Source organism: Rhodanobacter sp. OR87, from assembly GCF_000473345.1.
In the GTDB taxonomy this organism is placed as follows: Bacteria; Pseudomonadota; Gammaproteobacteria; order Xanthomonadales; family Rhodanobacteraceae; genus Rhodanobacter; species Rhodanobacter denitrificans.
On the sequence record NZ_AXBJ01000019.1, the window covers coordinates 1 to 26,922 of the forward strand.

The following is a 26,922-nucleotide window of genomic DNA, read 5'->3' on the forward strand; positions in this document are numbered from 1 at the left end:
ACCAAAGCCCCCGAGCGTTGCCGTTGGGGGAGTGAGGCTGATAAAGACGAAGGCCTCCCCGGATGGGGAGGCCTTCTAAGGATAAAGCCCCTGGCGGTGACCTACTCTTGCATGGCAAAGCCACACTACCATCGGCGCATGCGCGTTTCACTTCTGAGTTCGGGATGGGATCAGGTGGGACCACGCCGCTATGGCCGCCAGGGAAGGGGTGGGAGCAGCGCTGACGCGCCGGCTCCGCATTTTTGAAGAGTCCGCCACGGATGGCGGGGTTTTGACTCTTCTTTTCGTGAGAGGGATCTCACGTGAGATAAATCGTAAACGAGTGACAAGCGTCGAGGTGAATTCGATATTTGGCAAGTGCCTTGGAACGATCGCTCTTTCGAAGGCTCCGGCCATGGATGGCCGGTAGCTTCGCAGAGGGACCTGCGTAAAACAAAGCCACTTGGGGTTATATGGTCAAGCCGCACGGCTCATTAGTATCAGTTAGCTGAACGCATTGCTGCGCTTCCACACCTGACCTATCAACCACCTGGTCTTGATGGTGCCTTAAGGAGAGTCAAGCTCTCGGGAGATCTCATCTTGGGGCGTGCTTCCCGCTTAGATGCTTTCAGCGGTTATCACTTCCGTTCATAGCTACCGGGCAATGCCTCTGGCGAGACAACCCGAACACCAGCGGAACGTCCACTCCGGTCCTCTCGTACTAGGAGCAGCCCCCCTCAAATCTCCAACGCCCACGACAGATAGGGACCGAACTGTCTCACGACGTTCTGAACCCAGCTCGCGTACCACTTTAAATGGCGAACAGCCATACCCTTGGGACCGGCTACAGCCCCAGGATGTGATGAGCCGACATCGAGGTGCCAAACACCGCCGTCGATATGAACTCTTGGGCGGTATCAGCCTGTTATCCCCGGAGTACCTTTTATCCGTTGAGCGATGGCCCTTCCATACAGAACCACCGGATCACTAAGACCTACTTTCGTACCTGCTTGATCCGTCGATCTCGCAGTCAAGCACGCTTATGCCTTTGCACACAGTGCGCGATGTCCGACCGCGCTGAGCGTACCTTCGTGCTCCTCCGTTACTCTTTGGGAGGAGACCGCCCCAGTCAAACTACCCACCATACACGGTCCCTGACCCGGATTACGGGCCGAGGTTAGAACGTCAAGCACTTCAGGGTGGTATTTCAAGGATGGCTCCATGCAAACTGGCGTCTGCACTTCAAAGCCTCCCACCTATCCTACACAGAAGAACTCAACGTTCAGTGTAAAGCTATAGTAAAGGTTCACGGGGTCTTTCCGTCTTGCCGCGGGAACGCTGCATCTTCACAGCGAATTCAATTTCACTGAGTCTCGGGTGGAGACAGCGCCGCTGTCGTTACGCCATTCGTGCAGGTCGGAACTTACCCGACAAGGAATTTCGCTACCTTAGGACCGTTATAGTTACGGCCGCCGTTTACTGGGGCTTCGATCAAGAGCTTCGCCTTGCGGCTGACCCCATCAATTAACCTTCCAGCACCGGGCAGGCGTCACACCCTATACGTCCACTTTCGTGTTTGCAGAGTGCTGTGTTTTTGATAAACAGTCGCAGCGGCCAGGTTACTGCGACCCTTCAATGCTCAGTCACGCACGTGACCACATCGAAGGGCGCACCTTCTCCCGAAGTTACGGTGCCATTTTGCCTAGTTCCTTCACCCGAGTTCTCTCAAGCGCCTTGGGATTCTCACCCTGCCTACCAGTGTCGGTTTACGGTACGGTTTTTCTACAGCTGAAGCTTAGTGGCTTTTCCTGGAAGCGTAGTATCGGTCACTTCGCCCAAAAGGGCTCGTCTCGGTGCTCGGCATAAAGGATCCCGGATTTGCCTAAGATCCATGCCTACCGCCTTTCCCCGGGACAACCAACGCCCGGTAGACCTAACTTTCTCCGTCCCCACATCGCACTGTAGAAAAGTGCTGGAATATTAACCAGCTTCCCATCGACTACGCATTTCTGCCTCGCCTTAGGGGCCGACTCACCCTGCGCCGATGAACGTTGCGCGAGGAAACCTTGGGCTTTCGGCGTGGGGGCTTTTCACCCCCATTATCGTTACTCATGTCAGCATTCGCACTTCCGATACCTCCAGCAGACTTTACAATCCACCTTCACAGGCTTACGGAACGCTCCTCTACCGCGTGCACTTGCGTGCACACCCCGAGCTTCGGTGCATAGCTTAGCCCCGTTAAATCTTCCGCGCAGACCGACTCGACCAGTGAGCTATTACGCTTTCTTTAAAGGATGGCTGCTTCTAAGCCAACCTCCTGGCTGTCTATGCCTTTCCACATCGTTTTCCACTTAGCTATGACTTTGGGACCTTAGCTGCGGGTCTGGGTTGTTTCCCTTTTCACGACGGACGTTAGCACCCGCCGTGTGTCTCCCGGATAGTCTGTCCTGGTATTCGGAGTTTGCCATGGTTTGGTAAGTCGCGATGACCCCCTAGCCATAACAGTGCTCTACCCCCAGGAAGATTCGTCCGAGGCGCTACCTAAATAGCTTTCGAGGAGAACCAGCTATCTCCGAGTTTGTTTAGCCTTTCACTCCTATCCTCAGCTCATCCCCATCTATTGCAACAGATGTGGGTTCGGTCCTCCAGTGCGTGTTACCGCACCTTCAACCTGGCCAAGGATAGATCACTCGGTTTCGGGTCTACTGCCAGAGACTATGCGCCCTATTCAGACTCGATTTCTCTTCGCCTCCCCTATACGGTTAAGCTTGCCACTGACAGTAAGTCGCTGACCCATTATACAAAAGGTACGCAGTCACCCTTGCGGGCTTCCACTGCTTGTACGTATACGGTTTCAGGGTCTATTTCACTCCCCTCTCCGGGGTTCTTTTCGCCTTTCCCTCACGGTACTAGTTCGCTATCGGTCAGTCAGGAGTATTTAGCCTTGGAGGATGGTCCCCCCATGTTCAGACAAGGTTTCACGTGCCCCGCCTTACTCAATTTCACACAAAGTGCCCTTTCGTCGACTGGGCTATCACCATCTATGGCCGGCCTTTCCATGCCGTTTGACTAGAACACAATGTGCTTTTGGGCTAGTCCCCGTTCGCTCGTCGCTACTCAGGGAATCTCGGTTGATTTCTTTTCCTCCGGGTACTTAGATATTTCAGTTCCCCGGGTTCGCCCTGCATGGCTATGTATTCACCATGCAGTACTCCTTGCGGAGTGGGTTTCCCCATTCGGACATTGCCGGATCAAAGCTTGTTGCCAGCTCCCCGACACTTTTCGCAGGCTGCCACGTCCTTCATCGCCTCTGACTGCCAAGGCATCCACCGTATACGCTTAGTCGCTTGACCATATAACCCCAAGTCGCCTCGGGGCATGCACCCTCCTCAGGTGCAGCCAAGTTACTTCGTTTTCGTGCCTTAACACTTGCCTCGGTTCGGTTCGAACCAAGACGCTTGTCACTCGTTTACTTGTTTTCAAAGAACGTCACACCGGCCTCAATGCCGGATGACTTCAAATCTTGTGTGTGCTGATACTTCACGCGGCGCTTGAGTGGTGGAGCCAGTCGGGATCGAACCGACGACCCCCTGCTTGCAAAGCAGGTGCTCTCCCAGCTGAGCTATGGCCCCATGGTGGGTCTGGGTGGACTCGAACCACCGGCCTCACCCTTATCAGGGGTGCGCTCTAACCACCTGAGCTACAGACCCATGAAAGGTGAACCCCAGAACCCGCGAGCCAAGCTACCTGGTCCCGCTTGACGTGGCCGTAAGCCTCGTTCGAAGCGGCTGTTGTGAAGAGTCCGGCCATGGATGGCCGGTCTTGATGTCTGCTCTTCGCAACAGGGACGTTGCGTAAAGCAAACCCTTCGCGTGAAGTACAGGTGTCTTGTGTGGACGTCTTGCGTGAAGACTCACGCCGTCGTTTCTTGAAAGGAGGTGATCCAGCCGCACCTTCCGATACGGCTACCTTGTTACGACTTCACCCCAGTCATGGACCACTCCGTGGGCGTCGTCCCCCTTGCGGTTAGACTAACGCCTTCTGGAGCAACCCACTCCCATGGTGTGACGGGCGGTGTGTACAAGGCCCGGGAACGTATTCACCGCGGCATAGCTGATCCGCGATTACTAGCGATTCCGACTTCATGGAGTCGAGTTGCAGACTCCAATCCGGACTGGGATCGGCTTTCTGGGATTGGCTCCACCTCGCGGTCTTGCAACCCTCTGTACCGACCATTGTAGTACGTGTGTAGCCCTGGCCGTAAGGGCCATGATGACTTGACGTCATCCCCACCTTCCTCCGGTTTGTCACCGGCAGTCTCCTTAGAGTTCCCACCATTACGTGCTGGCAACTAAGGACAAGGGTTGCGCTCGTTGCGGGACTTAACCCAACATCTCACGACACGAGCTGACGACAGCCATGCAGCACCTGTGTTCCGATTCCCGAAGGCACTCCCGCATCTCTGCAGGATTCCGGACATGTCAAGGCCAGGTAAGGTTCTTCGCGTTGCATCGAATTAAACCACATACTCCACCGCTTGTGCGGGCCCCCGTCAATTCCTTTGAGTTTCAGTCTTGCGACCGTACTCCCCAGGCGGCGAACTTAACGCGTTAGCTTCGACACTGATCTCCGAGTTGAGACCAACATCCAGTTCGCATCGTTTAGGGCGTGGACTACCAGGGTATCTAATCCTGTTTGCTCCCCACGCTTTCGTGCTTCAGCGTCAGTGTTGTCCCAGATGGCCGCCTTCGCCACTGATGTTCCTCCCGATCTCTACGCATTTCACCGCTACACCGGGAATTCCACCATCCTCTGACACACTCTAGCCACCCAGTATCCATCGCCATTCCCAGGTTGAGCCCGGGGATTTCACGACAGACTTAAGTAACCGCCTACGCACCCTTTACGCCCAGTAATTCCGATTAACGCTTGCACCCTTCGTATTACCGCGGCTGCTGGCACGAAGTTAGCCGGTGCTTATTCCTCAGGTACCGTCAGCCCCATAGGGTATTAACCCGTGGTATTTCGCTCCTGATAAAAGTGCTTTACAACCCGAAGGCCTTCTTCACACACGCGGCATTGCTGGATCAGGCTTGCGCCCATTGTCCAATATTCCCCACTGCTGCCTCCCGTAGGAGTCTGGGCCGTGTCTCAGTCCCAGTGTGGCTGATCATCCTCTCAGACCAGCTAGCGATCGTCGCCTTGGTGGGCCATTACCCCGCCAACTAGCTAATCGCACATCGGTTCGTCCTGCCGCGCGAGGCCCGAAGGTCCCCCGCTTTCTCCCGTAGGACGTATGCGGTATTAGTCCCGGTTTCCCGAGGTTATCCCCCACGTCAGGGTAGATCCCGATGCATTACTCACCCGTCCGCCACTCGCCACCCAAGGAGCAAGCTCCTCTGTGCTGCCGTTCGACTTGCATGTGTTAGGCATGCCGCCAGCGTTCAATCTGAGCCAGGATCAAACTCTTCACTTAAGTTTTCGATCAACCGAAGTCGATCTATCTTTCTGAAGCGTATGTTCCCAACCAATCAAAACTCATTACTGACTTTTTACTTGGTGGGACGCTTGCATTGCTTGGACAGGTCGCAACCCTCCAGCACAAGACGTCCACACAATTCACCTGCGCACACTGTCAAAGATCTTCACCTTGCCGACCACCGTTTCGGTGATCGCCCCGTGACCTTTCGTCCCGGGTGAGCCGCCCATTCTACATCGCTTTTTACGACCGTCAACACCTACGAGAAAGCTACTTCGAGGTCTCCGGCAGTCCGTCTTGCGACGTTGGGCGACTGCGGGCCGCGAATAATACGGGCTGTGTTTTATTTGGCAAGTGTTTCTTGAGAAAAATTTCATGGAATCTTCGCAAGCCACTGCAGCAGCGCGAAATTTTCTTTCCCGGACACACTCGCTGCACGCCCCCGCTGGCGGGAACGCAGCGGATCAGGCGAGCACGAGCCTCACGCGGACAAAGTTGCGTTTGCCGACCTGCAGTACGCCCTCGAAACCGGCGTGGAAGACGCGCTGCGCGTCCTCCGCCACGTCGGCATCGATGCGCACGGCACGCTCCTTCAACTTGCGATTCGCCTCGGAGTTGCTCGCAGTGAGCCCGGCAGCGGTCAGCAGGGCGGCCAGGCGCATCCCCTCGGCCGGCACCGCGACATCGGACTGCGGCAGCAGCGAAGTATCGCCCTCGCCGCGCACGACCGCATGCCAGCCGGCGATGGCCTGCTCGGCAGCGGCTGCGTCATGAAAGCGCGTGGCCAGCTCGCGCGCGAGACGCAGCTTGGCGTCGCGCGGGTTGAGGGCGCCGCTGGCGATGTCTTGCCTCATGCGTGCCAGCTCGTCCAGCGACACGTCGAAGCTGAGCAGTTCGAACCAGCGCCACATCAGCTCGTCGCCGATCTTCATGGTCTTGGTGACGATGTCGATCGCCGGCTCGCTGATGCCGATGTAGTTGCCCAGCGACTTGGACATCTTGTTGACGCCGTCCAAGCCTTCGAGCAAGGGCATGGTCAGCACGATCTGCGGCGGCTGGCCATGGTGCTCCTGCAGCGCGCGCCCCATCAGCAGGTTGAACTTCTGGTCGGTGCCGCCCAGCTCCACGTCCGCCTTCAACGCCACCGAATCGTAGCCCTGCACCAGCGGATAGAGGAATTCGTGGATCGCGATCGGCTGCTGCGCCGCGTAACGCTTGGTGAAGTCATCACGCTCGAGCATGCGCGCCACGGTGTGCTGTGCGGCCAGCCTGATCATGTCGGCCGCGCTCATCTTGCCGAACCACTCCGAATTGAAGCGCAGTTCGGTCTTCTCGCGATCGAGCACCTTGTAGACCTGCTCGGCATAGGTCTCGGCGTTGACCAGCACGTCGTCGCGGCTGAGCGGCTTGCGGGTGACGTTCTTGCCGGTGGGGTCCCCGATCATGCCGGTGAAGTCGCCGATCAGGAAAATCACCTGGTGACCTAGGTCCTGGAATTGGCGCATCTTGTTCAGCAGCACCGTATGGCCCAGGTGCAGATCCGGTGCGGTCGGATCGAAGCCGGCCTTGATCCGCAACGGGCGACCCTGCTTCAGGCGCTCGGCCAGGTCTTCCCGCTTGATGATTTCGTCAGCGCCACGCGCCATCGTGGCCAACGCCCGTTCAAGCTCGCTCATTCAAGGTTTCTCAGTCGATGTCAGTGGAAGTAGGCCGTGGTCCGCTGTGTGACCGTGCCGTCAACGTTAATTGTGTGTTAACAACAAATGCGTTGCAAACCCTTGATGCGAAAGGCGTTGACGCCCTTTGCACATGACAGTTATGGTACGCGCAGTTTGTTACTTTGTAGCGCGGGCGTGCACAGCATGGCAGAAGAAAAGCAGGGGGCGCGGCAAACCCGCAAGCAGGCGATCTGTCGCAAGGCACAGCGTCGGCACTCCCATTTCTACGCGCGCTGCGCTCACTGGTCATTCAATCGCTCCGGCGAAGTCGAGCCGATCCGCTGGCACCGCGAGCGCCTGGTGCTCGCCGGCACGGCGCTGCTGATCACCCTGCTGTCCGGTTTCATCATGCCCGCCTGGGCCAGCGCGATGCGGCCGGCACCCACGCCGGAAGTGCATTCACTGCTGCCGCTGGCACTGCCGAAGATCGCGCCGGTCAGCGCCACCGCCGCGACCGTGGACGACTGGCAGGTGGTGCGAGTGCAGCCTGGCCAGACGCTGTCGGACATCTTCACCGCCCGCGGTCTCGGCATGGCCGACCTGCAGAAGGTGATGGACGCCGCCGGGGGCGCCAAGACCGCCCTGCACAGCATTCGCCCGGGCCAGGAGTTCGACTTCCTGCTCGGCAGCGACGGCAGCCTCAAGGGCTTCCGCTTCGACCAGGACCAGGCCAGCCGCGCCACTGTCCGCCTCGACGGCGCGCAGCCCACCGTCGCCATCCAGCAGCGCGATATGGACCTGCGCGAACAGGTGGCGCATGGCGTGATCCGCAGCAGCCTGTACGCCGCCGGCGACCAGGCCGGCATGGATGCGGCAATGGTCGGCAAGCTGGCCGACCTGTTCAAGTACGACATCGACTTCGTGCAGGATCTGCGTGTCGGCGACAGCTTCACGGTGATCTACGACGACATCTACCGCGACGGCGTGCGTTACGGCCAGGGCAACATCATCGCGGCCGAGTTCATCAACCAGGGCCAGCGCTACACCGCCTACCGCTTCAAGAAAGCCGATGGCAGCTACGGCTGGTACAGCGAGGACGGACGGCCGATCCAGAAGTCGTTCCTGCGCATCCCGGTCGACTTCACCCGCATTTCCTCGCAATTCACTGCGGCGCGCATGCACCCGATCCTCGGCCGCATGCGCGCGCACAAGGGCGTCGACTACGCCGCCCCCAGCGGCACCCCGATCCACGCCGCGGGCGACGGCGTGATCAAGTACCACGGCTGGGAGCGCGGCTACGGCAACTTCGTGGTGATCCAGCACGACAGGAGCATCAGCACCGCCTACGGTCACATGTCGCGTTTCGTGAAGGGCCAGCATGTGGGCGAGCGCGTGCGCCAAGGCGAAGTGATCGGCTACGTCGGCATGACCGGCCTGGCTACCGGCCCGCATCTGCATTACGAGTTCCGCGTCAACGGCGTGCAGCGCAATCCGCAGACGGTGACGCTGCCGAAGCCCGAACCGCTGCCGGCCGTGCAGATGGCACGTTTCAAGGCCGAGGTGGTGAAGCCGCAGCTGGCGCGGCTGACCGAGCTGGACGCGCGCATCAAGCTGGCGCGCGCCAACGCCCCCGCCAATCACGACAGTTGAGCACCCGCCGCGCGTGGACGACGCCTCGGCGCTCTATATCGGGCTGATCTCCGGCACCAGCGCCGACGGCATCGACGCCGTACTGGCCGGCTTCAAGCGTGGCGTACCGCAGCTGCACGCCAGTCACTCGCATCCCTGGCCGGAGGATCTGCGCAAGCGGATGCTCGCCCTGGCCCAAGGCGAAGCCACGCTCGACCTGGATGCATTTGGACGGCTGGACGTCCAGATTGGCCACTGCTTCGCCGACGCCGCGCTGCAACTGCTCGAACGCAGCAGCACGCCCGCGACGCGCGTCCGCGCGATCGGCTCGCACGGCCAGACGCTGCGCCACCGGCCCGCCGGCGCCTACCCGTTCACCCTGCAGCTGGGCGACCCCAGCGTGATCGCCGAACGCTGCGGCATCGACGTGGTGGCGGACTTCCGCCGCACCGACGTCGCCGCCGGCGGGCAGGGTGCGCCGCTGCTGCCGGCGCTGCACGCGATGCTGCTGGCGCGGCCGGGACACACCCGGGTGGTGCTCAACCTGGGCGGCATCGCCAACATCACCGTGCTCGGCGTCGACGGCCGCGTGCTCGGTTTCGATACCGGTCCGGCCAACGGCCTGCTCGACGCCTGGTGCTTGCGCCAGCGCGGCGAGCCGTTCGACCGCGATGGTGCCTATGCCGCCGCCGGCCGCCTCGACCCCAACCTGCTCGACACCCTGCTGGCCGATCCCTATTTCGCGCTGCCGCCGCCGAAGAGTACCGGCCGCGAATATTTCCACCTGGACTGGCTGAGCGCACATGCACCACTCGCCGCGCTGGACCCCGCCGACGTACAGGCGACCCTGCTGGAACTCACCGCACGCAGTGTTGCCTTGGCGATCGCGCAGCACGCGCCGGATGCGAACGAAGTGCTGGCCTGCGGCGGCGGCGTGCACAACACCGCGCTGATGCGGCGGCTGAGCGTGCTGCTGGCGCCGCGCGTGCTGCAGGGCACCTCGCGTTACGGCATCGACCCGGACTTCCTCGAAGCCACCGCGTTCGCCTGGCTGGCACGGCAGCGTCTGCTCGGCCTGCCCGGCAACCTGCCGGCGGTCACCGGCGCGCGTGGCCCGCGGGTGCTGGGCGCGATCTATTCCGCGCCGACCGTGCGCCCGGCATAGCCGATGCTTTCCGGAGCCAGCTGGGTCGGCCGGGTCTGCGCCAGCGCACGCAGCGCCTCCTGGAACACCCCCTGTTCCGCGGCTTCCCACTGACCTTCGAGCACGGTCAGCGCCTCCGGGTCGCGCAAACTTTCGCTGAATTGCTGCGCGGCCGAAATGCCCAAGCCGCTGCGCAGGGCGTGCAGCATGATTTCATTGATCGAGCACTGGCGATCCCTGGCCAGCGACCGGATGCGTTCGACGAGCAGGCTGTCGACATGTTGCAGGACCATGTCCGGCATAAGCATCACTCCATGTTACACATGCCCTGTGCCGTGGATGCTTGCATAACCGCCGCCACCGTACACGTCGCGATGACGATTTCGTGGCCGACTTGGCAATTCCGCTGTGAACGCAACCACGCCTGCCGATCAACAGCCTAGGTGGCGCCTTCTGCCGCCGCGCGTGCACGCTCCTCGCCGCGGAAGCAGCGCCACAGGCCGGCGAACAACAGCATCGACGGCAACACCGCCAGCACCGTGATGACGAAGTAGCCGCCGTAACCGGTGGCGCTGGCGATGCCGCCGGCAAAAAAACCGAGCAGCTTGCCTGGCAGGTTGACCAGCGAGCTCAGCAGCGCGTACTGGGTCGCGGTGTGCTGGCGGTTGACCAGCGAGGACAGGAACGCCACGGTCGGCGGCCCCAGCATGCCGAGCGTGAGGTTCTCGCCGGAGATCACCAGGGTCAGCACCAGCAGGTTGCCGGGATGGGCGATCAGCAGCAGGTACAGCAGGTTGCTGCAGCCGCACAGCACGATGGTGACGCCAAGCGGGCGCCATGCGCCCCAGCGCGCCACCGCCGCGCCACCGAGGAACACGCCGACGATGCCGATCCAGATCCCGTAGATCTTGGTGATCGTGCCGATCTCGGTCTTGGAGAAGCCCATGTCGCGGTAGAACGGGCTCATGATGCCGCCGATCGTGGCCTGCTCCGGCATCTTGAACAGCAGCAGGAACAGCAGCGTCACCCCGGCCAGTGCCCAGCCGTAGCGGCGGAAGAAATCGGCGAACGGATCGAGCACGCTCTCGCGCATCGCGTCGCGCCAGCCCGCGGCACGTATCCGCAGCGCCTCCGGCTCGCGCGCGACCAGCGTGGTCGCCAACGGCACCGCCATCGCCAGCGCCATCAACGCGTAGACCAGCCGCCACGGCAGGTGGTCGGCCAGGATCAGCGCCACCGCGCCGGCCAGCAGCAGGCCGATGCGGTAGCCGAGCGAGTAGGTGGCGACCAGCGCGCCCTGCGCCTCGATCGGCGCGATCTCGATGCGGTAGGCGTCCACCGCGATGTCCTGGGTGGCGCCGAAGAACGCCACCATCAGCGTGGCGGCCACGAACGGCACCAGCTGTACCGGGGTCAGCGCGGCCATCGCCAGCAGCCCGAGCACCACACCCAGCTGCGCGAACAGCAGCCAGCCGCGGCGCTGGCCAAGGCGGGCGAAGCCGGGGAGCCGCCAATGGTCGAGCAGCGGCGCCCACACGAACTTGAACGCGTAGGTCATGCCGGCGCTGGCGATCATGGTGATGTCCGCCAGCTTGATGCCGTTTTCCTTCAACCAGTACGCCAGCGTGCCGGCCACCAGCAGGAACGGCAGGCCGGAAGAGAAGCCGAACAGGAACATCGTCCACGCCGCCGGCTGGGCGAATGCCCGCCATACCGACGGCTTGGCCGGCCGGCGCGCCGGTTCAGTCGGCATAGTCGACGGTGTACGGCGCGTGGTCGGAAAAGCGTTCGTCGCGATAGATCGAGCAGGCCTTCAGGCGTTCGCGCAGGCCCGGCGAGACCACCTGGTAGTCGATCCGCCACCCGACATTGTTTTCGCGGGCGCGGCCGCGGTTGGACCACCAGGTGTATTCGACCGCATCCGGCTTGATCGCGCGAAAGCTGTCCACCCAGCCGCGCTCGTGGAACAGCAGGTCCAGCCAGGCGCGCTCGTCCGGCAGACAGCCGGAATTCTTCTGGTTCGAGCTCCAGTTCTTGATGTCGTTCTTCGTGTGCACGATGTTCCAGTCGCCGCAGATCACGTAGTCGCGGCCGCTCTTCAGCCACTTGTCGAAGATCGGCGTGATCCACTCCATCGCCTTGAATTTGAACTGCTGGCGCTCGTCACCGGAGGAACCGGACGGGAAGTACAGCGAGACCACGCTGAGCTTGCCGAAACGTGCCTCGATGTAGCGGCCCTCGTCGTCGAACTCGCCCCAGCCCAGTTCGGTCAGCACCTGATCGGGCTCGCGCCTGGCATAGATCGCCACGCCGCTGTAGCCCTTCTTGCTGCTGGCGTCGCGGTAGAAGCAGTGATGGCCGTCGGGGCGGAACATCGGGTCGGCGAGCTGGTCTTCCTGCGCCTTGGTTTCCTGCAGGCAGACCACGTCGGCTCGCTGCCGGCGCAACCAGTCGAACACGCCCTTGGTCGCGGCCGAACGGATGCCGTTGGCATTGAGACTGATGATGCGCATGCGAACTCCTCGGGCGGCGGGTCATCATAGCAACCCTGCCGGCCCGCTCCGTCGTCCACGCCCCGGCCAGGCCCATGGCAGGGCTGTACCATGGGTGCGTGCCGACCCGCGGCGCCCGCTCCGCGGCCCCGACTTCCACCGTTTGCGAGACGATCCGTGCACGACTACCAGCGCGACTTCATCGAACTGACCCTGCAGCGCGAGGTGCTGCGCTTCGGCGAGTTCACCCTGAAATCCGGCCGTCAGAGCCCGTACTTCTTCAACATGGGGCGGATCGACTCCGGCGCCGCACTGGCCCGGCTCGGCCGTGCCTATGCCGCCGCCATGGTGAACGCCGGCATCGCCGTCGACATGCTGTTCGGCCCTGCCTACAAGGGCATCGCGCTGGCCGCCGCCACCGCCATCGCGCTGGCCGACGGCCACGGCCGCGACCTGCCGTGGGCATACAACCGCAAGGAGGCGAAGGATCATGGCGAGGGCGGCGTGCTGGTCGGCGCCCCGCTCCGGGGTCGGGTGCTGATCGTCGATGACGTGATGACTGCCGGCACCGCGGTACGCGAATCGCTGGAGCTGATCCGTGCCCACGGCGCCACGCCGGCCGGGGTGCTGATCGCGCTGGACCGGCAGGAGCGCGGCCAGGGCGAACGCTCCGCCGCACAGGAAGTGACCGCCGACTACGGCATCCCGGTGATCGCGATCACCGGCCTCGACGACGTGCTGGCGTATGCCGGCGAGCAGCCGCGTCTGGCCGCCGAACACGCCCGCCTGCTGACCTACCGCGAGCGCTACGGGGTCCGGCGCTGAGTTCAGCGTCCGGTCGATAGACTCAGGCGAACCCGGTCACACTGGCGACGACTGCCGCCGCCACCGAGCTAGGCAGCGCGGCGGCGCTGGCTATACTGGGCAACGAGAGAGGTATCCATGCGCAAATCATTGCTCGTCATCGCTGCTGTCGTGCTGGCCGCGAGCCTGTCGGCGTACGCCCAGAACACCGGCAACATCCGCTACAAATGGTACGACGCTCAAGGCCTGGTGCACTTCAGCGACAGCCTGACCGCCGAAGCGATGAAGTACGGTTACGACCTGGTCAACGACCGCGGCCTGGTGGTGCAGCGCGTGCCGCGCCAGCTGACCGCTGCCGAACGCGTCGCCGCCAACAAGCTGGCGGCCGAACAGGCGGCCCAGAAGCGCGCCGCGCAGGAGCGTGCAAACGCCGATGCGCAGATGCTGGCAGCCTACCCGGACGAGGAGTCCTACCGGATTTCGCTGCAGCAGATGCTGGACACCATCGACCAGCAGATCCATACCTCCCAGATCAACCTGCGCAGCCAGGAGAAGGCGCTGACCGACCTGCTCGGCCGGGCGGCCGACCTCGAGAACGCCAAGAACCCGGTGCCGAAGTTTCTGGCCGACAGCATCGCGCAGCAGCGCAACGTGGTGGCCACGCTGCGCGACACGCTGAGCCGCCAGCAGACCCTGCGCAGCGATACCGAGCGGCAGCAGGTCGGCCAACTGGCGCACTACCGCGAGGTCAGGACGGCGCAGGGGCAGGCGGCGGAGTAGGGCGGCGCCGGTGGCGCCCACCCTGCGCGCGGCTTGCCGCGCGGGGTGCCGCCGTCAGCCGATCACCGCGGCTAGAAGGGCAGCTTCAAGCCCGGATTGACGGCCAGCAACTGCCGGCGGAACAGCTGCTGGATCCGCTTCAACGCCACCGGGTCGTCCGCCTCGAAGCGCAACACCAGCACTGGCGTGGTGTTCGACGCGCGCACCAGCCCCCAGCCGTCCGGCCAGTCCGCGCGTACGCCGTCGATGGTGATCAGGCTGGCGTCCTCGAAGCTGGCTTGCTGACGCAGCTGGTCCATGAAGCGATAGTGCTCGCCCTCGGCCAGTTCCACTTTCAGCTCCGGCGTGGAGACGCTCTTCGGCAGGGTGGCGAAGATCTGCTCGGCGCTGCGCCCCTGCAGGTCGCCGGCGAGGATCTCCAGCAGCCGCGCGGCGGCGTAGATGCCGTCGTCGAAGCCGTACCAGCGCTCCTTGAAGAAGAAGTGCCCGCTCATCTCGCCGGCCAGCTCGGCCTGGGTCTCGCGCATCTTCGCCTTGATCAGCGAGTGCCCGGTGCGCCACATTAGCGGGCTGCCGCCGGCGTCCAGGATCTGCCCCTTCAGGTGGCTGGTGCATTTCACGTCGTAGATCACCGTAGCGCCGGGCTGGCGCGACAGCACGTCGCGCGCGAACAGCATCAGCAGGCGGTCCGGGTAGACGATTTCACCGCTGCGGGTGACCACGCCGAGGCGGTCGCCATCGCCGTCGAAGGCCAGGCCCAGGTCGGCGCCGGTCTGCCGCACGGCGAGGATCAGGTCCTCCAGGTTGTGCGGGTCGGACGGGTCCGGGTGATGGTTCGGGAAGCTGCCATCGACGTCGCAGTACAGCGGCACCACCTCGCAGCCGACACCTTCCAGCACCTGTGGCGCGATCGCGCCGGGAATGCCGTTGCCGCAGTCGACCACCACCTTCAGGCGGCGCTCGGCGAGCACGTCCGCGATGATCTTCTCGATGTAGTCCGGGGCCACGTCGACCTGGCGCAGGCCACCGCCGCCGCCGCTGGCCAGCGCACCGCCGGCGATGCGCTGGTACAGGTCCTGGATCGCGCCTTCGGCCAGCGTCTGCCCGCCGACCACGATCTTGAAGCCGTTGTAGTCCGGCGGGTTGTGGCTGCCGGTGACCGCCACGCCGCAGCCGGTGTTGAAGCGATAGGTGGCGTAGTACACCACCGGCGTCGGCACCGCACCGATGTCGATCACGTCGACGCCGGCTTCGCGCAGCCCATCGGCCAGCGCCGCAGCCAGCTCCGGCCCGGACAGCCGGCCGTCGCGACCGACCACGATCTCGCGCAGGCCCTTTTCGACCATCAGCGTGCCGATCGACTGGCCGAGCGCATGCGCCACCTCCTTGTTCAGCGTCTTGCCGACCACGCCGCGCACGTCGTAGGCGCGGAAGATGCTCGGGTCCACGCCGACCACCGGCGCGGCCGCGGGCGGCTCCGGCGGCTCCGGCGGCTTGGCCCGGGCCGGAGCGGTCTGCCGCGCGGGCAGCGGCACCTCCGGTTCCTCGACCTCCGGCAGCGCTTTCCAGCGCTGGCGCAGGCGCAGCAGATAGCCGCCGCCGCCGAGGCCGAGCAGGGCCAGCAGGCCGCTGAGCAGCCACCAGCGCGGCAGCACGATGAAGGCGCCGGGCAGGCCGGCACCGACACTGAACACGCTGCCGGCGACCGGCTTGCCGGTGGCTTCGGCTTCGGCCGAACGGGTGCCGTGCGAGAGCAATTGCACGTAGCCGCGATCGTCGCCCTGGCGCAGGTCGAGCCGGCCGCCGGCCGGCGAGATCGCGTCGAAGCGCTGCCGCAGCGGCGCGAACGGCAATTCGACCCAGGCCCACGCCTGGGCCCGCTGCGGCGGCCCCAGCGGGATCACCAGGCTCAGCCGGCGATCGCCGTTGCCGTAAGAGACGCTCTGCGCCAGCGGCAACCCCTCCGCGCTCTGCGCAGCCATCAACTGGGCCGCCTTGGCGTAGCCGAACTCCCGGTAATTGGCCTTGAGCACCTCGGTGAGTTCGCCGCTGTACAACTCCAGCTTCTTCGCCTGCGGCAACTGCCGCCGCAGCGCCGCGGCAGATTGCGCCGGGTCGCTCATCAAGGTCGCCGGATCGACGCCGGCCAGCACCTTTTCGACCGCGCCGCGCTGGCTGGCGATTTCTGCGGCCAGCGCGCGGACGGCCTCATCCTGGGCCAGGTGCACGCGGCGGACCGCATTGCCCTCGTCGGCAATCAGCCAGGTCTGCCAGGCGCAGAACAGTCCCAGCAGCAGCAGCGCGGTGCCGCCAGCCAGCGGCAGCAAGTCCCGCCAGTCGACGCGCAGGTTGCGCAGCCGTTCGTTCGCGATGTTCAACGCCATACCCGCCCCCACGGCAGTCACTGCGTGCCGGCCCGGGTGCCCGGGTCGACCTTGCTGGTCATTCGATACCGGTCGAGCCGAACCCGCCACCGCCGCGCTCGCTCGGCGCGAAATCGACCACCACGTTCCATCGTGCCTGCGCCACCGGCACCAGCAGCAGCTGGGCGATGCGGTCGCCCACCGCGATGGTGTGCGGCTGGCTGCCGCGGTTCCAGCACGAAATCATCAGCGGGCCCTGGTAGTCGGCGTCGATCACCCCGACCAGGTTGCCCATCACCAGGCCATGCTTGTGGCCCAGCCCGGAGCGCGGCACCACCAGCGCACACCAGCCCGGATCGCCGATGTGGATCGCCATTCCGCTGGGCACCAGTGCGCTTTCGCCCGGCGCCAGGGTCAGCGGCTGCGCCAGCGCGGCGCGCAGGTCCATACCGGCGCTGCCGGGCGTGGCGGCCTGTGGCAGCGGAATGCTGTCACCCAGGCGCGGGTCGAGGATCTTCAGCTCGACGTCGATCATCCGCGCGCCGTCCGATAGCGTTCGGCCACGCGGGCGACCAGCTGTCGCGCCAGTTCGGCTTTCGACGTACGCGGTAGTTCGGCCGCGCCGTCGGCCCAATACAGCGTCAGCGCATTGTCGGCCGCCTCGAAACCGAGGCCGCCGCCCACCTGGTTTGCCGCAATCATGTCCAGCCCCTTGTGCCGCAGCTTGCCCTGCGCATAGCTCGCCACATCATGCGTCTCCGCGGCGAATCCGACCAGGAACGGGTGCGCGGTTTGCGCCGACAGGCTGGCCAGGATGTCGGGATTTTCGGCCAGATGCAGCACCAGCTCGCCGCCGTCGCGCTTCTTCAGCTTCTGCGCGGACACCTCCTGCGGGCGATAGTCGCCGACCGCCGCCGCGCCGATGTAGATGTCCGCCTGCGCCGCGGCGGCCAGCACCGCCGCATGCATCTGCGCCGCACTGCGCACGTCGATGCGCCTGGCCACGCCGGCCGGCGTGGCCAGGCCCACCGGCCCGGCGACCAGGGTCACCTCGGCGCCGGCCTGCGCGGCGGCTTCGGCCACCGCGAAGCCCATCTTCCCCGAGCTGCGGTTGCCGATGAAGCGCACCGGGTCGATGTCCTCGTAGGTCGGGCCGGCGCTGACCAGCACACGTCGCCCGGCCAGCAACGGTTCGCCGAACGAGGCCGCCAGCGCGTCGCGCAGCTCGTGCGGTTCCAGCATGCGGCCACTGCCGACGTCGCCGCAGGCCTGTTCGCCGGCGGCCGGGCCGAGGAAGCGCGCGCCGTGCCGGTGCAGCGTGGCGATGTTCGCCTGTACCGCCGGGTGCGCCCACATCTGCTGGTTCATCGCCGGCGCCAGATACAGCGGCGCGGCACTGGCCAGGCACAGCGTGCTCAGCAGATCGTCGGCCAGGCCGTGCGCCAGCCGCGCCAGCAGGTCGGCGCTGGCCGGCGCCACCAGGATGCGTTCCGCCCAGCGCGCCAGTTCGATATGTCCCATCGCCGCCTCGGCCTGCGCGTCCCACAGGCTGACCCGCACCGGCTGGCCGGACAGCGCCTGGAACGTGGTCGGGCTGACGAAACGGGTGGCGCCCTCGGTCATCACCACGCGCACTTCGGCGTCCAGATCGCGCAGGCGGCGAACCAGTTCGCAGGACTTGTAGGCGGCGATGCCGCCGGACACTCCCAGCAGGATGCGGCGTTGGGCAAGACTCATGTAAGGCGGGCCTGACAACCGGGCAGAGGCCTAGCTTACCGGATTCACTCGCACGCACCGCTGCCCGGCAAGGGCACCGTGCGGCAAGTTGAGGGCATGAGCATCCGCGACTGGCCCGAGGGCGAACGCCCCCGTGAAAAACTGCTGGCGCGCGGCAGCGCCGCGCTGTCCGACGCCGAATTGCTGGCGGTACTGCTGGGCAGCGGCAGCCGCGGCAAGGACGCGCTGGCGCTGGGTCGCGAGCTGATCGCCGGCGCCGGCAGCCTGGGCGCGCTGCTCGGTCGCAGCGAGCCGCACGTCCACGTCGGCGGGCTCGGCCCGGCCAAGCGCGCGCGGATCGCCGCCGCGCTGGAACTGGCCCGGCGCAGCCTGGCCGAGCAACTGCGCGAGCAGCCCAGCCTGGGCAACCCGCGCGACAGCGGCGACTACCTGCGCGCACGCCTGCGCCACCTGCCGTACGAGGTGTTCGGTTGTCTCTACCTGGACAACCGCCACCGCGTGCTGGCGTTCGAGGAGCTGTTCCGCGGCACCGTCGACGGCGCCAGCGTGCACCCGCGCGAAGTGGTGCGGGCCTGCCTCAGGCACAACGCCTGCGCGGTGATCTTCGCCCACAACCACCCCTCCGGCGTGGCCGAACCCAGCGCCGCGGACCGGGCGATCACCCACGAGTTGCGCGACGCGCTGCAGCTGGTCGGCGTGCGCGTGCTCGACCACCTGGTGATCGGCAGCGGCGAGCCGGTGTCGATGGCGGCGCGCGGCCTGATCTGAGCGCCGACTCGCGGGCAAAAAAAGCGGCGTGGCACAAGCCACGCCGCGAGGCCGATTGGGGAGGTGGGGAGAGCGGCATCCCCGGGCGCCATGTCATGGAGGGGAGTTCATGTTCTGGCCCGTTCAGTATCGCAGTGCCGCATGACAAAACCGTGACGCGAACCTCGGCGGGAGATGCCGCGCAAGCGGCCGGCACTTATACACAAAACGGTGATACCGGCACTTGCCGTGCCTATCCGGCGCCGGCTCGAGCTTTACTTTACAACTCATTGATCTTGAAACTTAATTTCTTGCGGTGGATAGATGTATGGCGGGCTGCAGGCCGGGCCAGCCCGCCCGCTCCCGCTTTCCCCACAGACTTATCCACAGATTGCCTCGCCGCGGTGCGTCAAAATTCCGGCGCATGCCGAGCTGTCATCGCCCCGTGCGGCAGGCACTCCATACCGCGCGTTTCGGCGTCAAGGCGGTCTGTTAGGATTACCGGTTCCATCACGAAACTGATCCCACACGTGAAAGAACAGCTGCGCGAACTGGTGCTGCAGGCGATCCAGACCCTGCAAGAGGCCGCCACCCTGCCTGCCGATCTCGGCCAGCCCGGCTTCGTGATCGAGCGGGCGCGCAGCCGCGAGCATGGCGATTTCGCCAGCAACGTGGCAATGCTGCTGGCCAAGCCGGCGCGCGCCAGGCCGCGCGAGCTGGCCGAGAAGCTGGTCGCCGCGCTACCGGCCAACACGCTGGTAGACAAAGTCGAGATCGCCGGCCCCGGCTTCATCAACTTCTTCCTCGGCGCCGGCGCCTATCACGCCGAAGTGCGCCGGATCCTGGCCGACGGCGATGCCTACGGGCGCAGCGCCAGCGGCAACGGCAGGACCGTCGGCGTGGAATTCGTCTCGGCCAACCCGACTGGCCCGCTGCACGTGGGTCATGGCCGCGCCGCGGCGATCGGCGACTGCCTGAGCCGGCTGCTCGCCGCCACCGGCTGGAACGTCAAGCGCGAGTTCTACTACAACGACGCCGGCGTGCAGATCGCCAACCTGGCGATCTCGGTGCAGGCGCGCGCCCGCGGCATCACCCCGGACGACAGCAGCTGGCCGGAGAACGGCTACCGCGGCGACTACATCGCCGACGTGGCGCGCGCCTATCTCGATCGCGAGTCGGTCGTCGCCGACGGCGAAACGGTGACCGCGGCCGGCGACGTCGACGACCTCGAGGCGATCCGCCGCTTCGCCGTGGCCAGCCTGCGCCGCGAGCAGGACCTGGACCTGCAGGCGTTCGGCGTGGGCTTCGATACCTATTTCCTCGAATCGTCGCTGTACACCGATGGCAAGGTCGAGGAGACCGTGCGCGAGCTGGTCGCGCACGGCCACACCTACGAGGAAGGCGGCGCGCTGTGGCTGCGCACCACCGAGTTCGGTGACGACAAGGACCGCGTGATGCGCAAGTCCGACGGCACCTACACCTACTTCCTGCCCGACGTGGCCTACCACCTGAGCAAGTGGCAGCGCGGCTACCAGCGCGCGATCACCGAGCTGGGTTCGGACCACCACGGCTCGCTGGCGCGGGTAAAGGCCGGCCTGCAGGCGCTCGATTGCGGCATCCCGAAGGGTTGGCCGGAATACGTGCTGCACCAGATGGTGACGGTGATGAAGGGCGGCGAGGAGGTGAAGATCTCCAAGCGCGCCGGCAGCTACGTCACCCTGCGCGACCTGATCGACGAAGTCGGCAAGGACGCCACGCGCTATTTCCTGATCTCGCGCAAGTCCGACTCACAGCTGGTGTTCGACATCGACCTGGCGCGCTCGCAGTCGAACGACAACCCGGTCTACTACATCCAGTACGCGCATGCCCGCGTCTGCAGCGTGCTGCGCCAGGCGCCGGAGAAGGGCTTCACGGTCGACCTCGCCGACGGCCTCGCCCACTTGGCGCGGCTGGACACCGAACACGAGCAGATCCTGCTCACCGAACTGTCGAAGTACCCTGAACTGGTCGAGGCGGCGGCGGCGAACCTGGAGCCGCACCTGGTCGCGGCATGGCTGCGTGAACTGGCCAACGCGTTCCATACCTATTACAACTCGTACCAGTTCCTGGTCGAGGACGCCGAGCTGCGCAACGCGCGCCTGGCGCTGGTGGTGGCGACCCGCCAGGTATTGAAGAATGGGCTGGATTTGTTGGGCCTCGGCGCCCCGGAGAAGATGTAATGGCAGCACGCAAGGGCAGGGGCCGGCAGGCCGTGCGCAACGGCAGCAACGGCTTCCCGGGCTGGGGCTACGCGATCGTCGGCCTGGTCGCCGGCGCGATCCTGATGGCCGTGATGATGCGCGGCAGCCTGCTGACCGGCCTGCGCAAGGCCGACGGCCCGCAGGCGAATCCGCAGGCCACGGCCGAGCGCGGCAGCGCGCCGGGCGTGCTCGAATCGACCGGCGACAGCGCACCGAAAAAGCCGCAGTTCGACTTCTACTCGGTGCTGTCGGAAAAAGAAGTGCGCATTCCCGACGCCGAGATCAGCGCACAGGCGCGCGTCGAGCAGCAGCAGAAACAGCAGGCGGCGCAGCTGCAAGCGCAGCAGGCAGCCCAGGCGCCCGCCGCGGCACCGGCCAACGCACCGGCCGCGGTCAGCCAGGACGTCACCGCCGCCCCGGCCAGCGCGGTGCCGCAACCGGCCGTCGGCAGCGGCTACCTGCTGCAGGTCGGCGCCTTCCCGAACGCCGCCGACGCGGAAACGCTGAAGGCGAAACTCGCGCTGCAAGGCTTCGTGGCGAACGTGCAGTCGGTCAGCATCGGCGGGCAGACCTACAACCGCGTGCGGCTGGGGCCGTTCCGCTCGGCCACCGAGCTGGAATCGACCAAGCAGCGCCTGGCCGGCGCCGGCATCAACGCGATCGCGCTGAAGGAAGGCCGCTAGGCCACCCGACTCTTCCCCCGACTTTTCCCATCACGCGTGCCGCTCATGACGACCAAGACTGCCTGGATCACCGGCGCCAGCTCCGGCTTCGGCGCCGCCGCCGTGGAACGCTTCGTGGCCGGCGGCTGGCGGGTGATCGCCAGCGGTCGCCGCATGGAACGGCTGCAGCCGCTGGTGGCGCGGCACGGCGCCGGGCGCGTGCATGCGGCGGCGTTCGACGTGCGCGACGAGGCGGCGATGCGCGCGGCACATGCGGCGCTGCCATCCGCGTTCGCCGACATCGACCTGCTGGTCAACAACGCCGGCCTGGCGCTGGGCACCGCGCCGGCGCAGCAGGCGAGCCTCGAACAGTGGAAGCAGATGATCGACACCAACGTCACCGCGCTGGTGTCGCTGACCCACCTGCTGCTGCCGCAACTGATCGCGCGCCGCGGCGCGATCGTCAACGTCAGCTCGATCGCGGGCAGCTACGCCTATCGCGGCGGCAACGTGTACGGCGGCACCAAGGCCTTCGTCACCCAGTTCTCGCAGAACCTGCGCACCGACCTGCATGGCACCGGCGTGCGTGTCACTTCCATCGAGCCGGGCATGGCCGAGACCGAGTTCACCCTGGTGCGCACCGGCGGCGACCAGGCCGCCTCCGATCAGCTCTACGCCGGCGCCCAGCCGATCACCGCGACCGACATCGCCGACACGATCTGGTGGATCGCCAACCTGCCGCCGCACCTCAACATCAACCGCATCGAGGTGATGCCGGTCAGCCAGTCGGCGGCCGGGCTGCAGGTGCACCGCAACTAGCGCGACATCATGCCTACTGCATGAACCAGCCGTGGCTGACCACGATCGACTGCCCGGTCAGCGCCGCGGACGGGAAGGTGGCCAGGTACAGCGCGGTCTGCGCGATGTCCTCGACGGTAGTGAAGGTGGCATCGACGGTGTCCTTCAGCATCACGTTCCTGATCACCTCGTCCTCGCTGATGCCCAGCTCCTTCGCCTGCTCGGGGATCTGCTTCTCCACCAGCGGCGTGCGCACGAAGCCCGGGCAGATCACGTGCGAGCGCACGTGGTGCGGCGCGCCTTCCTTGGCCAGCGTGCGGGCCAGGCCGAGCAGGCCGTGCTTGGCGGTGACGTAGGCGGACTTCAGCTTCGACGCCTCGTGCGAGTGCACCGAGCCCATGTAGATCACGATGCCGCCGCGGCTCTTGCCGGTACCGTCATCTTTGTACATGTGCTGCAGCGCGGCCCTGGTGGTGAGGAAGCCGCCGTCGAGATGGATCGCCAGCATCTTCTTCCAGTCGGCGTAGCTGAACTGATCGATCGGGTTGATGATCTGCACGCCGGCGTTGGAGACCAGGATGTCCAGCGCGCCGAACGCGGCGACCACCTGGTCGGTGCCCTCGTTCACCGCCGCCTCGCTGGTCACGTCCATCGCCAGGCCGAGCGCCTTGCCGCCGGCGGCATTGATCTGCGCGGCCACGGCATCGGCGGCCTGCTGGTTGATGTCGGCGATCGCCACGCTGGCACCGTGCATCGCGTACAGCTCGGCGATCGCCTTGCCGAGGCCGCTGGCCGCGCCGGTGATCAGGGCGACCTTGCCTTCAAGACTGTTCATGCTTTGCTCCTTCAGGATGGCGGGGAGGCGCGGCCTCACCGCCGCGCCCATTCCGCAAATTGTAGGTGCTGCCGCGCAAGGCGCCATTGGACCTTGGAGCAGAAGCTCAGTCGGCGTCTTCGGCCAGATAGGTGTACGCGGTGAGCCCGCCGTCGAGCGCGTCGTACAACTGCGCGGCCTCGGCGCCACCGAGGCCGGCGGCGGCGATGCGCTCGCGATAACTGGCGCGCAGCGCCTCCAGGTCGTAGCCGACGTAGTCGAGCATCAGGTCGGTGGTGTCGCCGCGGCGCACGTGGGCGAAGGTGTAGCCGTCGCCATCCACGCGCACGTTGACCGCGTCGGTGTCGCCGAACAGGTTGTGGATGTCGCCCAGGGTCTCCTGGTAGGCGCCGACCATGAAGATGCCGAGGCGGTAGCTTTCGCCCGCCCTCAGCGCGTGCAGCGGCAGGCTGACGTCGACGCCCTCGGCGTCGACGTAGTGGTCGATGCGGCCGTCCGAATCGCAGGTGAGGTCGACGATGACGCCGCGGCGCGTGGGCTGTTCACCGAGCCGGGCGATCGGCGCGATCGGGAAGATCTGGCCGATCGCCCACACGTCGGGGATCGACTCGAACACCGAGAAGTTGACGAAGTACTTGTCGACCAGCTTCTCGTCCAGCTCGTCCAGCGCCTGCCGGTGCGAGCGTTCGGCCGGCAGCAGGCGCGCACGCACGGCGTTGGCGATCGCGTAGTACATCTCGTCCAGCCGCGCGCGGTCGGCCAGCGCCAGCTGGCCCAGCGCGTACAGCGCCTGGCCTTCGCTCAGGTGATGCTGCGCCTCGTGGAACAGCTCCAGCGCGGGGCGCCGGTCCAGTTCCTCCCAGGTCTCGCGCAGCCGGCGCAGCACCGCGGGCTCGTCCGCGCACGGCGGCGGGATCGCGCCGGCCGGCACCTCCTCGACCTCGGTCACGTTGACCACCATCACCGCGTGGTGCGCGGTCATCGCGCGGCCGGCCTCGGTGAGGATGTGCGGCGCGGCCAGGCCCTCGGCCTCGACCGCCTCGGCCAGCGACTGCACGATGGTGGCGGCGTACTGTTCGATCGAGTAGTTGATCGAGTTGTGGCTGCGCGAGCGCGAGCCCTCGTAGTCCACGCCGAGGCCGCCGCCGACGTCGACGATCTCCAGCGGCACGCCCATCCGCTTCAGCTCGACGAAGTAACGGGTCGCCTCGCGCATGCCGTTGGCGATGTCGCGCACGTTGGAGATCTGCGAGCCCATGTGGAAGTGCTGCAGCTTCAGCGTGTGCTTGAGGCCGGCCGCGTCGAGTCGCTCGATCAGCGTGAGCACCTGCTGCGGCGACAGCCCGAACTTGCCCTTGTCGCCGCCGGTGTTCTGCCACTTGCCGGCGCCGATCGAGGCCAGCCGTACGCGCACGCCGAGCAGCGGCTCCACGCCCAGCGCCTTCGCCTCGGCGAACACGTGGTCCAGCTCGGACAGCTTCTCGATCACGATGTGCACGCGCAGGCCGAGTTTCCTGCCGATCAGCGCCAGGCGGATGTATTCGCGATCCTTGTAGCCGTTGCAGATCACGATGGAACCGGGCCTCGCCATCGCCAGCACCGCCATCAGCTCGGGCTTGGAACCGGCTTCCAGGCCGAAACCGCGGGTGCCGGCAGCGACCAGCTCGCCGGCCACGCCGCGCTGCTGGTTGACCTTGATCGGGTAGATCGCGGTGTAGCCGCCGGCGTAGCGCCACTCGTCGATCGCCTTGGCGAACGCGCCCTGCAGCCGCGCCAGGCGGTCGGCCAGGATGTCGGGGAAACGCACCAGCAGCGGCAGCCGCAGGCCGTCGGCACGGGCACGTTCGACGATCGCCGGCAGCGACAGGCTGGGGCCGCGGGTGCCGCGCGGGCGCATCACGATGTCGCCGGCGTCGTCCACGTCGACGTAGCCGTCGCTCCAGTGGGGTACGGCGTAGGTGTGACGGGCAGCGTCGGTGTTCCAAGGGTTCGCCATGCAGAGATCTCCTCGATGGAAAAGGATGATGTCGTCGCAGCGGCGAGCCTTGACGTCTTGCCCGATGACAGCAGCACGAGCCCGAACGACCGGAAGCCTCGCACGCCGCGGGGCCGATCGGGCTGGTCGGCCGCCGGCGAAGGGTCCCGGCAGGCCAACCGTCATTGTAATGGGCCGCTGTGACGATATGCGCAAGACGTGGCCGGTCCCGCCGGGACGTTCACGGCGGTTGTCGCTACAATGGACAGTCTTGCTTTTCCCCTCCGGCACGTCAGGAACGTCCACCATGTCGCAGCAACCCACCTCGAATGAAACCAGCTGGTTCACCGAAGCCCACCAGGCCTCCGGTTCCTCCATCGGTTTCCGCACCGAGCAACTGCTGCATGCGGAGAAGACCCCGTTCCAGACCATCGAGATCCACCAGACCACCGACTGGGGCAAGCTGATGGTGATCGACGGCTGCGTGATGCTGACCAGCCGCGACAACTTCCTCTACCACGAGATGATGACCCACCCGGCGCTGTTCACCCATGCGCGCGCCAAGCGCGTGGTGATCATCGGCGGCGGCGACTGCGGCACGCTGCGCGAGGTGCTCAAGCACGAGGAAGTCGAACACGCGGTGCAGGTGGAGATCGACGAGCGCGTTACCCGCCTGGCCGAGCAGTACTTCCCGGAGCTGTGCGAGGCGAACGGCGACCCGCGCGCCGAACTGCGGTTCATCGACGGCATCAAGTACATGGCCGAGGCCGAGCCCGACTCGCTGGACCTGATCATCGTCGACTCGACCGACCCGGTCGGCCCGGCCGAGGGCCTGTTCAACGCCGCGTTCTATGCCAGCTGCTACAAGGCGCTGCGCCACGGCGGCCTGCTGGTGCAGCAGAGCGAATCGCCGCTGGCCCACCTGGAACTGATCAAGTCGATGCGCTCGGCGATGCGCACCTCGGGCTTCAGCGCGGTGAAGACGCTGCCGTTCCCGCAGCCGTGCTACCCGACCGGCTGGTGGAGCTGCACCATGGCACGCAAGGGCGGCGACCTGAGCGGCTTCCGCGAGCGCGGCGCCAGCGCCAAGAACTTCCCGACCCGCTACTACAACGCCGAGATCCACAAGGCCGCGCTGGCGCAGCCGGAGTTCATGCGCGAGGCGCTGGGGGACTGAGGCGGGAACGGCCGACGGGATTCGGCAAAGCCAGCGGCTGCGACACCGCCGCTCTTTCGAACCCGAATCCCCCATCCCGTCGCTCAAAACATCTTCGAGCGCACCTTCGGCAGCAGCACCAGCAGCAGCGTGGCAAGCGGGCCGGCCAGCAGCGACAGCAGGAACCACAGCAGGCCGCTGCGGTTCTTGCCTTGCGCCAGCGCGGCATTGATCAGGGCCAGCGTGCCCCAGCCGACAAACCAGGGTGCGCCGCCGGCGAACGTCGACAGATGATCCACTACGCGTCTCCCGAACGATGATCGTGGGGGCGCGGCCCTGCGCCGGGGACACCCATCCTAGCAAGCCACGCCGTGACGGCACCGCTTCGCCGCCTTCCCGATCAGCCGCGCTTAATCCGCAAACGGTATGCTGCGCGCTTTGGAT

Annotated in this window: 19 protein-coding genes, 2 tRNA genes and 3 rRNA genes; 9 read left to right on the forward strand and 15 right to left on the reverse strand. The window is 65.7% G+C overall.

What is annotated here, in order from left to right:
* Positions 1-88 precede the first annotated feature (88 nt).
* From rrf to tyrS, 6 genes are all read right to left on the reverse strand, one after another.
* A 5S ribosomal RNA gene (rrf, locus tag RHOOR87_RS0113950) occupies positions 89-202 on the reverse strand.
* A gap of 250 nt (positions 203-452) precedes the next feature.
* Positions 453-3,332: ribosomal RNA gene (locus RHOOR87_RS0113955) — 23S ribosomal RNA — on the reverse strand.
* A 203-nt stretch (positions 3,333-3,535) separates the two neighbouring features.
* Positions 3,536-3,611 (reverse strand) — tRNA-Ala (locus RHOOR87_RS0113960).
* Position 3,612: 1 nt separating this feature from the next.
* A tRNA-Ile gene (locus tag RHOOR87_RS0113965) sits at positions 3,613-3,689 on the reverse strand.
* Between the two features lie 221 nt (positions 3,690-3,910).
* Positions 3,911-5,455, reverse strand: a 16S ribosomal RNA gene (locus RHOOR87_RS19280).
* Together the 16S, 23S and 5S rRNA genes with 2 tRNA genes alongside form the textbook arrangement of a ribosomal RNA operon.
* Positions 5,456-5,922: 467 nt before the next feature.
* Complete coding sequence (gene tyrS / locus RHOOR87_RS0113975) at positions 5,923-7,134, reverse strand: tyrosine--tRNA ligase (protein WP_027485353.1); 1,212 nt, start codon at positions 7,132-7,134, stop codon at positions 5,923-5,925.
* Positions 7,135-7,320: 186 nt separating this feature from the next.
* On the opposite strand from tyrS, the gene RHOOR87_RS0113980 reads away from it, so the two are divergent.
* The gene (locus RHOOR87_RS0113980) at positions 7,321-8,766 is read left to right on the forward strand and encodes a peptidoglycan DD-metalloendopeptidase family protein (protein ID WP_007514378.1); all 1,446 of its coding nucleotides are present in this window, start codon (positions 7,321-7,323) and stop codon (positions 8,764-8,766) included.
* A gap of 13 nt (positions 8,767-8,779) precedes the next feature.
* Positions 8,780-9,910, forward strand: a complete 1,131-nt coding sequence (locus tag RHOOR87_RS0113985; RefSeq protein ID WP_007514380.1) for an anhydro-N-acetylmuramic acid kinase — start codon at positions 8,780-8,782, stop codon at positions 9,908-9,910.
* On the opposite strand, the gene RHOOR87_RS0113990 is transcribed toward RHOOR87_RS0113985, so the two are convergent.
* The 3 genes from RHOOR87_RS0113990 to RHOOR87_RS0114000 all read right to left on the reverse strand — a co-directional run bounded on the left by RHOOR87_RS0113990 (position 9,880) and on the right by RHOOR87_RS0114000 (position 12,402).
* Positions 9,880-10,191, reverse strand: coding sequence for a hypothetical protein (locus RHOOR87_RS0113990; protein WP_015449130.1), 312 nt, complete (start codon positions 10,189-10,191; stop codon positions 9,880-9,882). The genes RHOOR87_RS0113985 and RHOOR87_RS0113990 overlap by 31 nt on opposite strands.
* Before the next feature lie 137 nt (positions 10,192-10,328).
* A complete protein-coding gene (locus RHOOR87_RS0113995; protein ID WP_027485354.1) occupies positions 10,329-11,567 on the reverse strand; it encodes an MFS transporter in 1,239 nt (412 codons plus the stop codon).
* A gap of 64 nt (positions 11,568-11,631) precedes the next feature.
* Positions 11,632-12,402: an exodeoxyribonuclease III gene (locus tag RHOOR87_RS0114000; protein WP_027485355.1), complete on the reverse strand. Its 771-nt coding sequence runs from the start codon at positions 12,400-12,402 to the stop codon at positions 11,632-11,634.
* 156 nt (positions 12,403-12,558) lie between these two features.
* Between RHOOR87_RS0114000 and pyrE the strand changes: the two genes are divergently transcribed.
* Positions 12,559-13,206: an orotate phosphoribosyltransferase gene (gene pyrE / locus RHOOR87_RS0114005; RefSeq protein WP_015449133.1), complete on the forward strand. Its 648-nt coding sequence runs from the start codon at positions 12,559-12,561 to the stop codon at positions 13,204-13,206.
* 117 nt (positions 13,207-13,323) lie between these two features.
* Positions 13,324-13,965 (forward strand): DUF4124 domain-containing protein, encoded by a 642-nt coding sequence (locus tag RHOOR87_RS0114010; protein ID WP_007514391.1) that lies wholly within the window; start codon positions 13,324-13,326, stop codon positions 13,963-13,965.
* A gap of 71 nt (positions 13,966-14,036) precedes the next feature.
* Here the strand turns inward: RHOOR87_RS0114010 and RHOOR87_RS20805 are convergent, their stop codons facing one another.
* Genes RHOOR87_RS20805 through coaBC form a run of 3 tightly spaced genes read right to left on the reverse strand, consistent with a single transcriptional unit; the run spans position 14,037 to position 18,065 of the window.
* Positions 14,037-16,349, reverse strand: coding sequence for a phosphomannomutase/phosphoglucomutase (locus tag RHOOR87_RS20805; protein ID WP_027485356.1), 2,313 nt, complete (start codon positions 16,347-16,349; stop codon positions 14,037-14,039).
* Positions 16,350-16,407: 58 nt separating this feature from the next.
* Positions 16,408-16,863: a dUTP diphosphatase gene (dut, locus tag RHOOR87_RS0114020; RefSeq protein ID WP_027485357.1), complete on the reverse strand. Its 456-nt coding sequence runs from the start codon at positions 16,861-16,863 to the stop codon at positions 16,408-16,410.
* A complete protein-coding gene (gene coaBC / locus RHOOR87_RS0114025) occupies positions 16,860-18,065 on the reverse strand; it encodes a bifunctional phosphopantothenoylcysteine decarboxylase/phosphopantothenate--cysteine ligase CoaBC (RefSeq protein ID WP_007514397.1) in 1,206 nt (401 codons plus the stop codon). Before coaBC ends, dut begins: the two co-directional genes overlap by 4 nt.
* Before the next feature lie 96 nt (positions 18,066-18,161).
* Between coaBC and radC the strand changes: the two genes are divergently transcribed.
* From radC to RHOOR87_RS0114045, 4 genes are all read left to right on the forward strand, one after another.
* Positions 18,162-18,833, forward strand: coding sequence for a DNA repair protein RadC (gene radC, locus RHOOR87_RS0114030; protein ID WP_007514399.1), 672 nt, complete (start codon positions 18,162-18,164; stop codon positions 18,831-18,833).
* 509 nt (positions 18,834-19,342) lie between these two features.
* Positions 19,343-21,031: an arginine--tRNA ligase gene (argS, locus tag RHOOR87_RS0114035; RefSeq protein WP_007514402.1), complete on the forward strand. Its 1,689-nt coding sequence runs from the start codon at positions 19,343-19,345 to the stop codon at positions 21,029-21,031.
* Complete coding sequence (locus RHOOR87_RS0114040; RefSeq protein WP_015449138.1) at positions 21,031-21,735, forward strand: SPOR domain-containing protein; 705 nt, start codon at positions 21,031-21,033, stop codon at positions 21,733-21,735. The genes argS and RHOOR87_RS0114040 overlap by 1 nt, the downstream gene beginning before the upstream one ends.
* Before the next feature lie 45 nt (positions 21,736-21,780).
* Complete coding sequence (locus tag RHOOR87_RS0114045) at positions 21,781-22,533, forward strand: SDR family NAD(P)-dependent oxidoreductase (protein WP_027485358.1); 753 nt, start codon at positions 21,781-21,783, stop codon at positions 22,531-22,533.
* Positions 22,534-22,546: 13 nt separating this feature from the next.
* Here RHOOR87_RS0114045 and RHOOR87_RS0114050 read toward each other — a convergent pair whose 3' ends face one another.
* Positions 22,547-23,347, reverse strand: a complete 801-nt coding sequence (locus RHOOR87_RS0114050; RefSeq protein WP_027485359.1) for a 3-hydroxybutyrate dehydrogenase — start codon at positions 23,345-23,347, stop codon at positions 22,547-22,549.
* Between the two features lie 106 nt (positions 23,348-23,453).
* The gene (gene speA, locus RHOOR87_RS0114055) at positions 23,454-25,343 is read right to left on the reverse strand and encodes an arginine decarboxylase (RefSeq protein ID WP_027485360.1); all 1,890 of its coding nucleotides are present in this window, start codon (positions 25,341-25,343) and stop codon (positions 23,454-23,456) included.
* Between the two features lie 286 nt (positions 25,344-25,629).
* Here speA and speE point away from each other — a divergent pair, with 286 nt between their 5' ends.
* On the forward strand, positions 25,630-26,499 hold the full coding sequence (gene speE, locus RHOOR87_RS0114060; RefSeq protein WP_027485361.1) for a polyamine aminopropyltransferase: 870 nt from the start codon (positions 25,630-25,632) through the stop codon (positions 26,497-26,499).
* Positions 26,500-26,582: 83 nt separating this feature from the next.
* Here speE and RHOOR87_RS0114065 read toward each other — a convergent pair whose 3' ends face one another.
* The gene (locus RHOOR87_RS0114065) at positions 26,583-26,777 is read right to left on the reverse strand and encodes a hypothetical protein (protein ID WP_007514414.1); all 195 of its coding nucleotides are present in this window, start codon (positions 26,775-26,777) and stop codon (positions 26,583-26,585) included.
* Positions 26,778-26,922: the final 145 nt, after the last annotated feature.

Bases quoted from the DNA above. Each gene is read 5' to 3' on its own strand.
- tyrS (WP_027485353.1), bottom strand. From the start codon at position 7,134: ATGAGCGAGCTTGAACGGGCGTTGGCCACGATGGCGCGTGGCGCTGAC.
- RHOOR87_RS0113980 (WP_007514378.1), top strand. From the start codon at position 7,321: ATGGCAGAAGAAAAGCAGGGGGCGCGGCAAACCCGCAAGCAGGCGATC.
- RHOOR87_RS0113990 (WP_015449130.1), bottom strand. From the start codon at position 10,191: ATGCCGGACATGGTCCTGCAACATGTCGACAGCCTGCTCGTCGAACGC.
- RHOOR87_RS0113995 (WP_027485354.1), bottom strand. From the start codon at position 11,567: ATGTTCCTGTTCGGCTTCTCTTCCGGCCTGCCGTTCCTGCTGGTGGCC.
- RHOOR87_RS0114000 (WP_027485355.1), bottom strand. From the start codon at position 12,402: ATGCGCATCATCAGTCTCAATGCCAACGGCATCCGTTCGGCCGCGACC.
- RHOOR87_RS0114010 (WP_007514391.1), top strand. From the start codon at position 13,324: ATGCGCAAATCATTGCTCGTCATCGCTGCTGTCGTGCTGGCCGCGAGC.
- RHOOR87_RS20805 (WP_027485356.1), bottom strand. From the start codon at position 16,349: ATGGCGTTGAACATCGCGAACGAACGGCTGCGCAACCTGCGCGTCGAC.
- dut (WP_027485357.1), bottom strand. From the start codon at position 16,863: ATGATCGACGTCGAGCTGAAGATCCTCGACCCGCGCCTGGGTGACAGC.
- coaBC (WP_007514397.1), bottom strand. From the start codon at position 18,065: ATGAGTCTTGCCCAACGCCGCATCCTGCTGGGAGTGTCCGGCGGCATC.
- radC (WP_007514399.1), top strand. From the start codon at position 18,162: ATGAGCATCCGCGACTGGCCCGAGGGCGAACGCCCCCGTGAAAAACTG.
- RHOOR87_RS0114040 (WP_015449138.1), top strand. From the start codon at position 21,031: ATGGCAGCACGCAAGGGCAGGGGCCGGCAGGCCGTGCGCAACGGCAGC.
- RHOOR87_RS0114045 (WP_027485358.1), top strand. From the start codon at position 21,781: ATGACGACCAAGACTGCCTGGATCACCGGCGCCAGCTCCGGCTTCGGC.
- RHOOR87_RS0114050 (WP_027485359.1), bottom strand. From the start codon at position 23,347: ATGAACAGTCTTGAAGGCAAGGTCGCCCTGATCACCGGCGCGGCCAGC.
- speA (WP_027485360.1), bottom strand. From the start codon at position 25,343: ATGGCGAACCCTTGGAACACCGACGCTGCCCGTCACACCTACGCCGTA.
- speE (WP_027485361.1), top strand. From the start codon at position 25,630: ATGTCGCAGCAACCCACCTCGAATGAAACCAGCTGGTTCACCGAAGCC.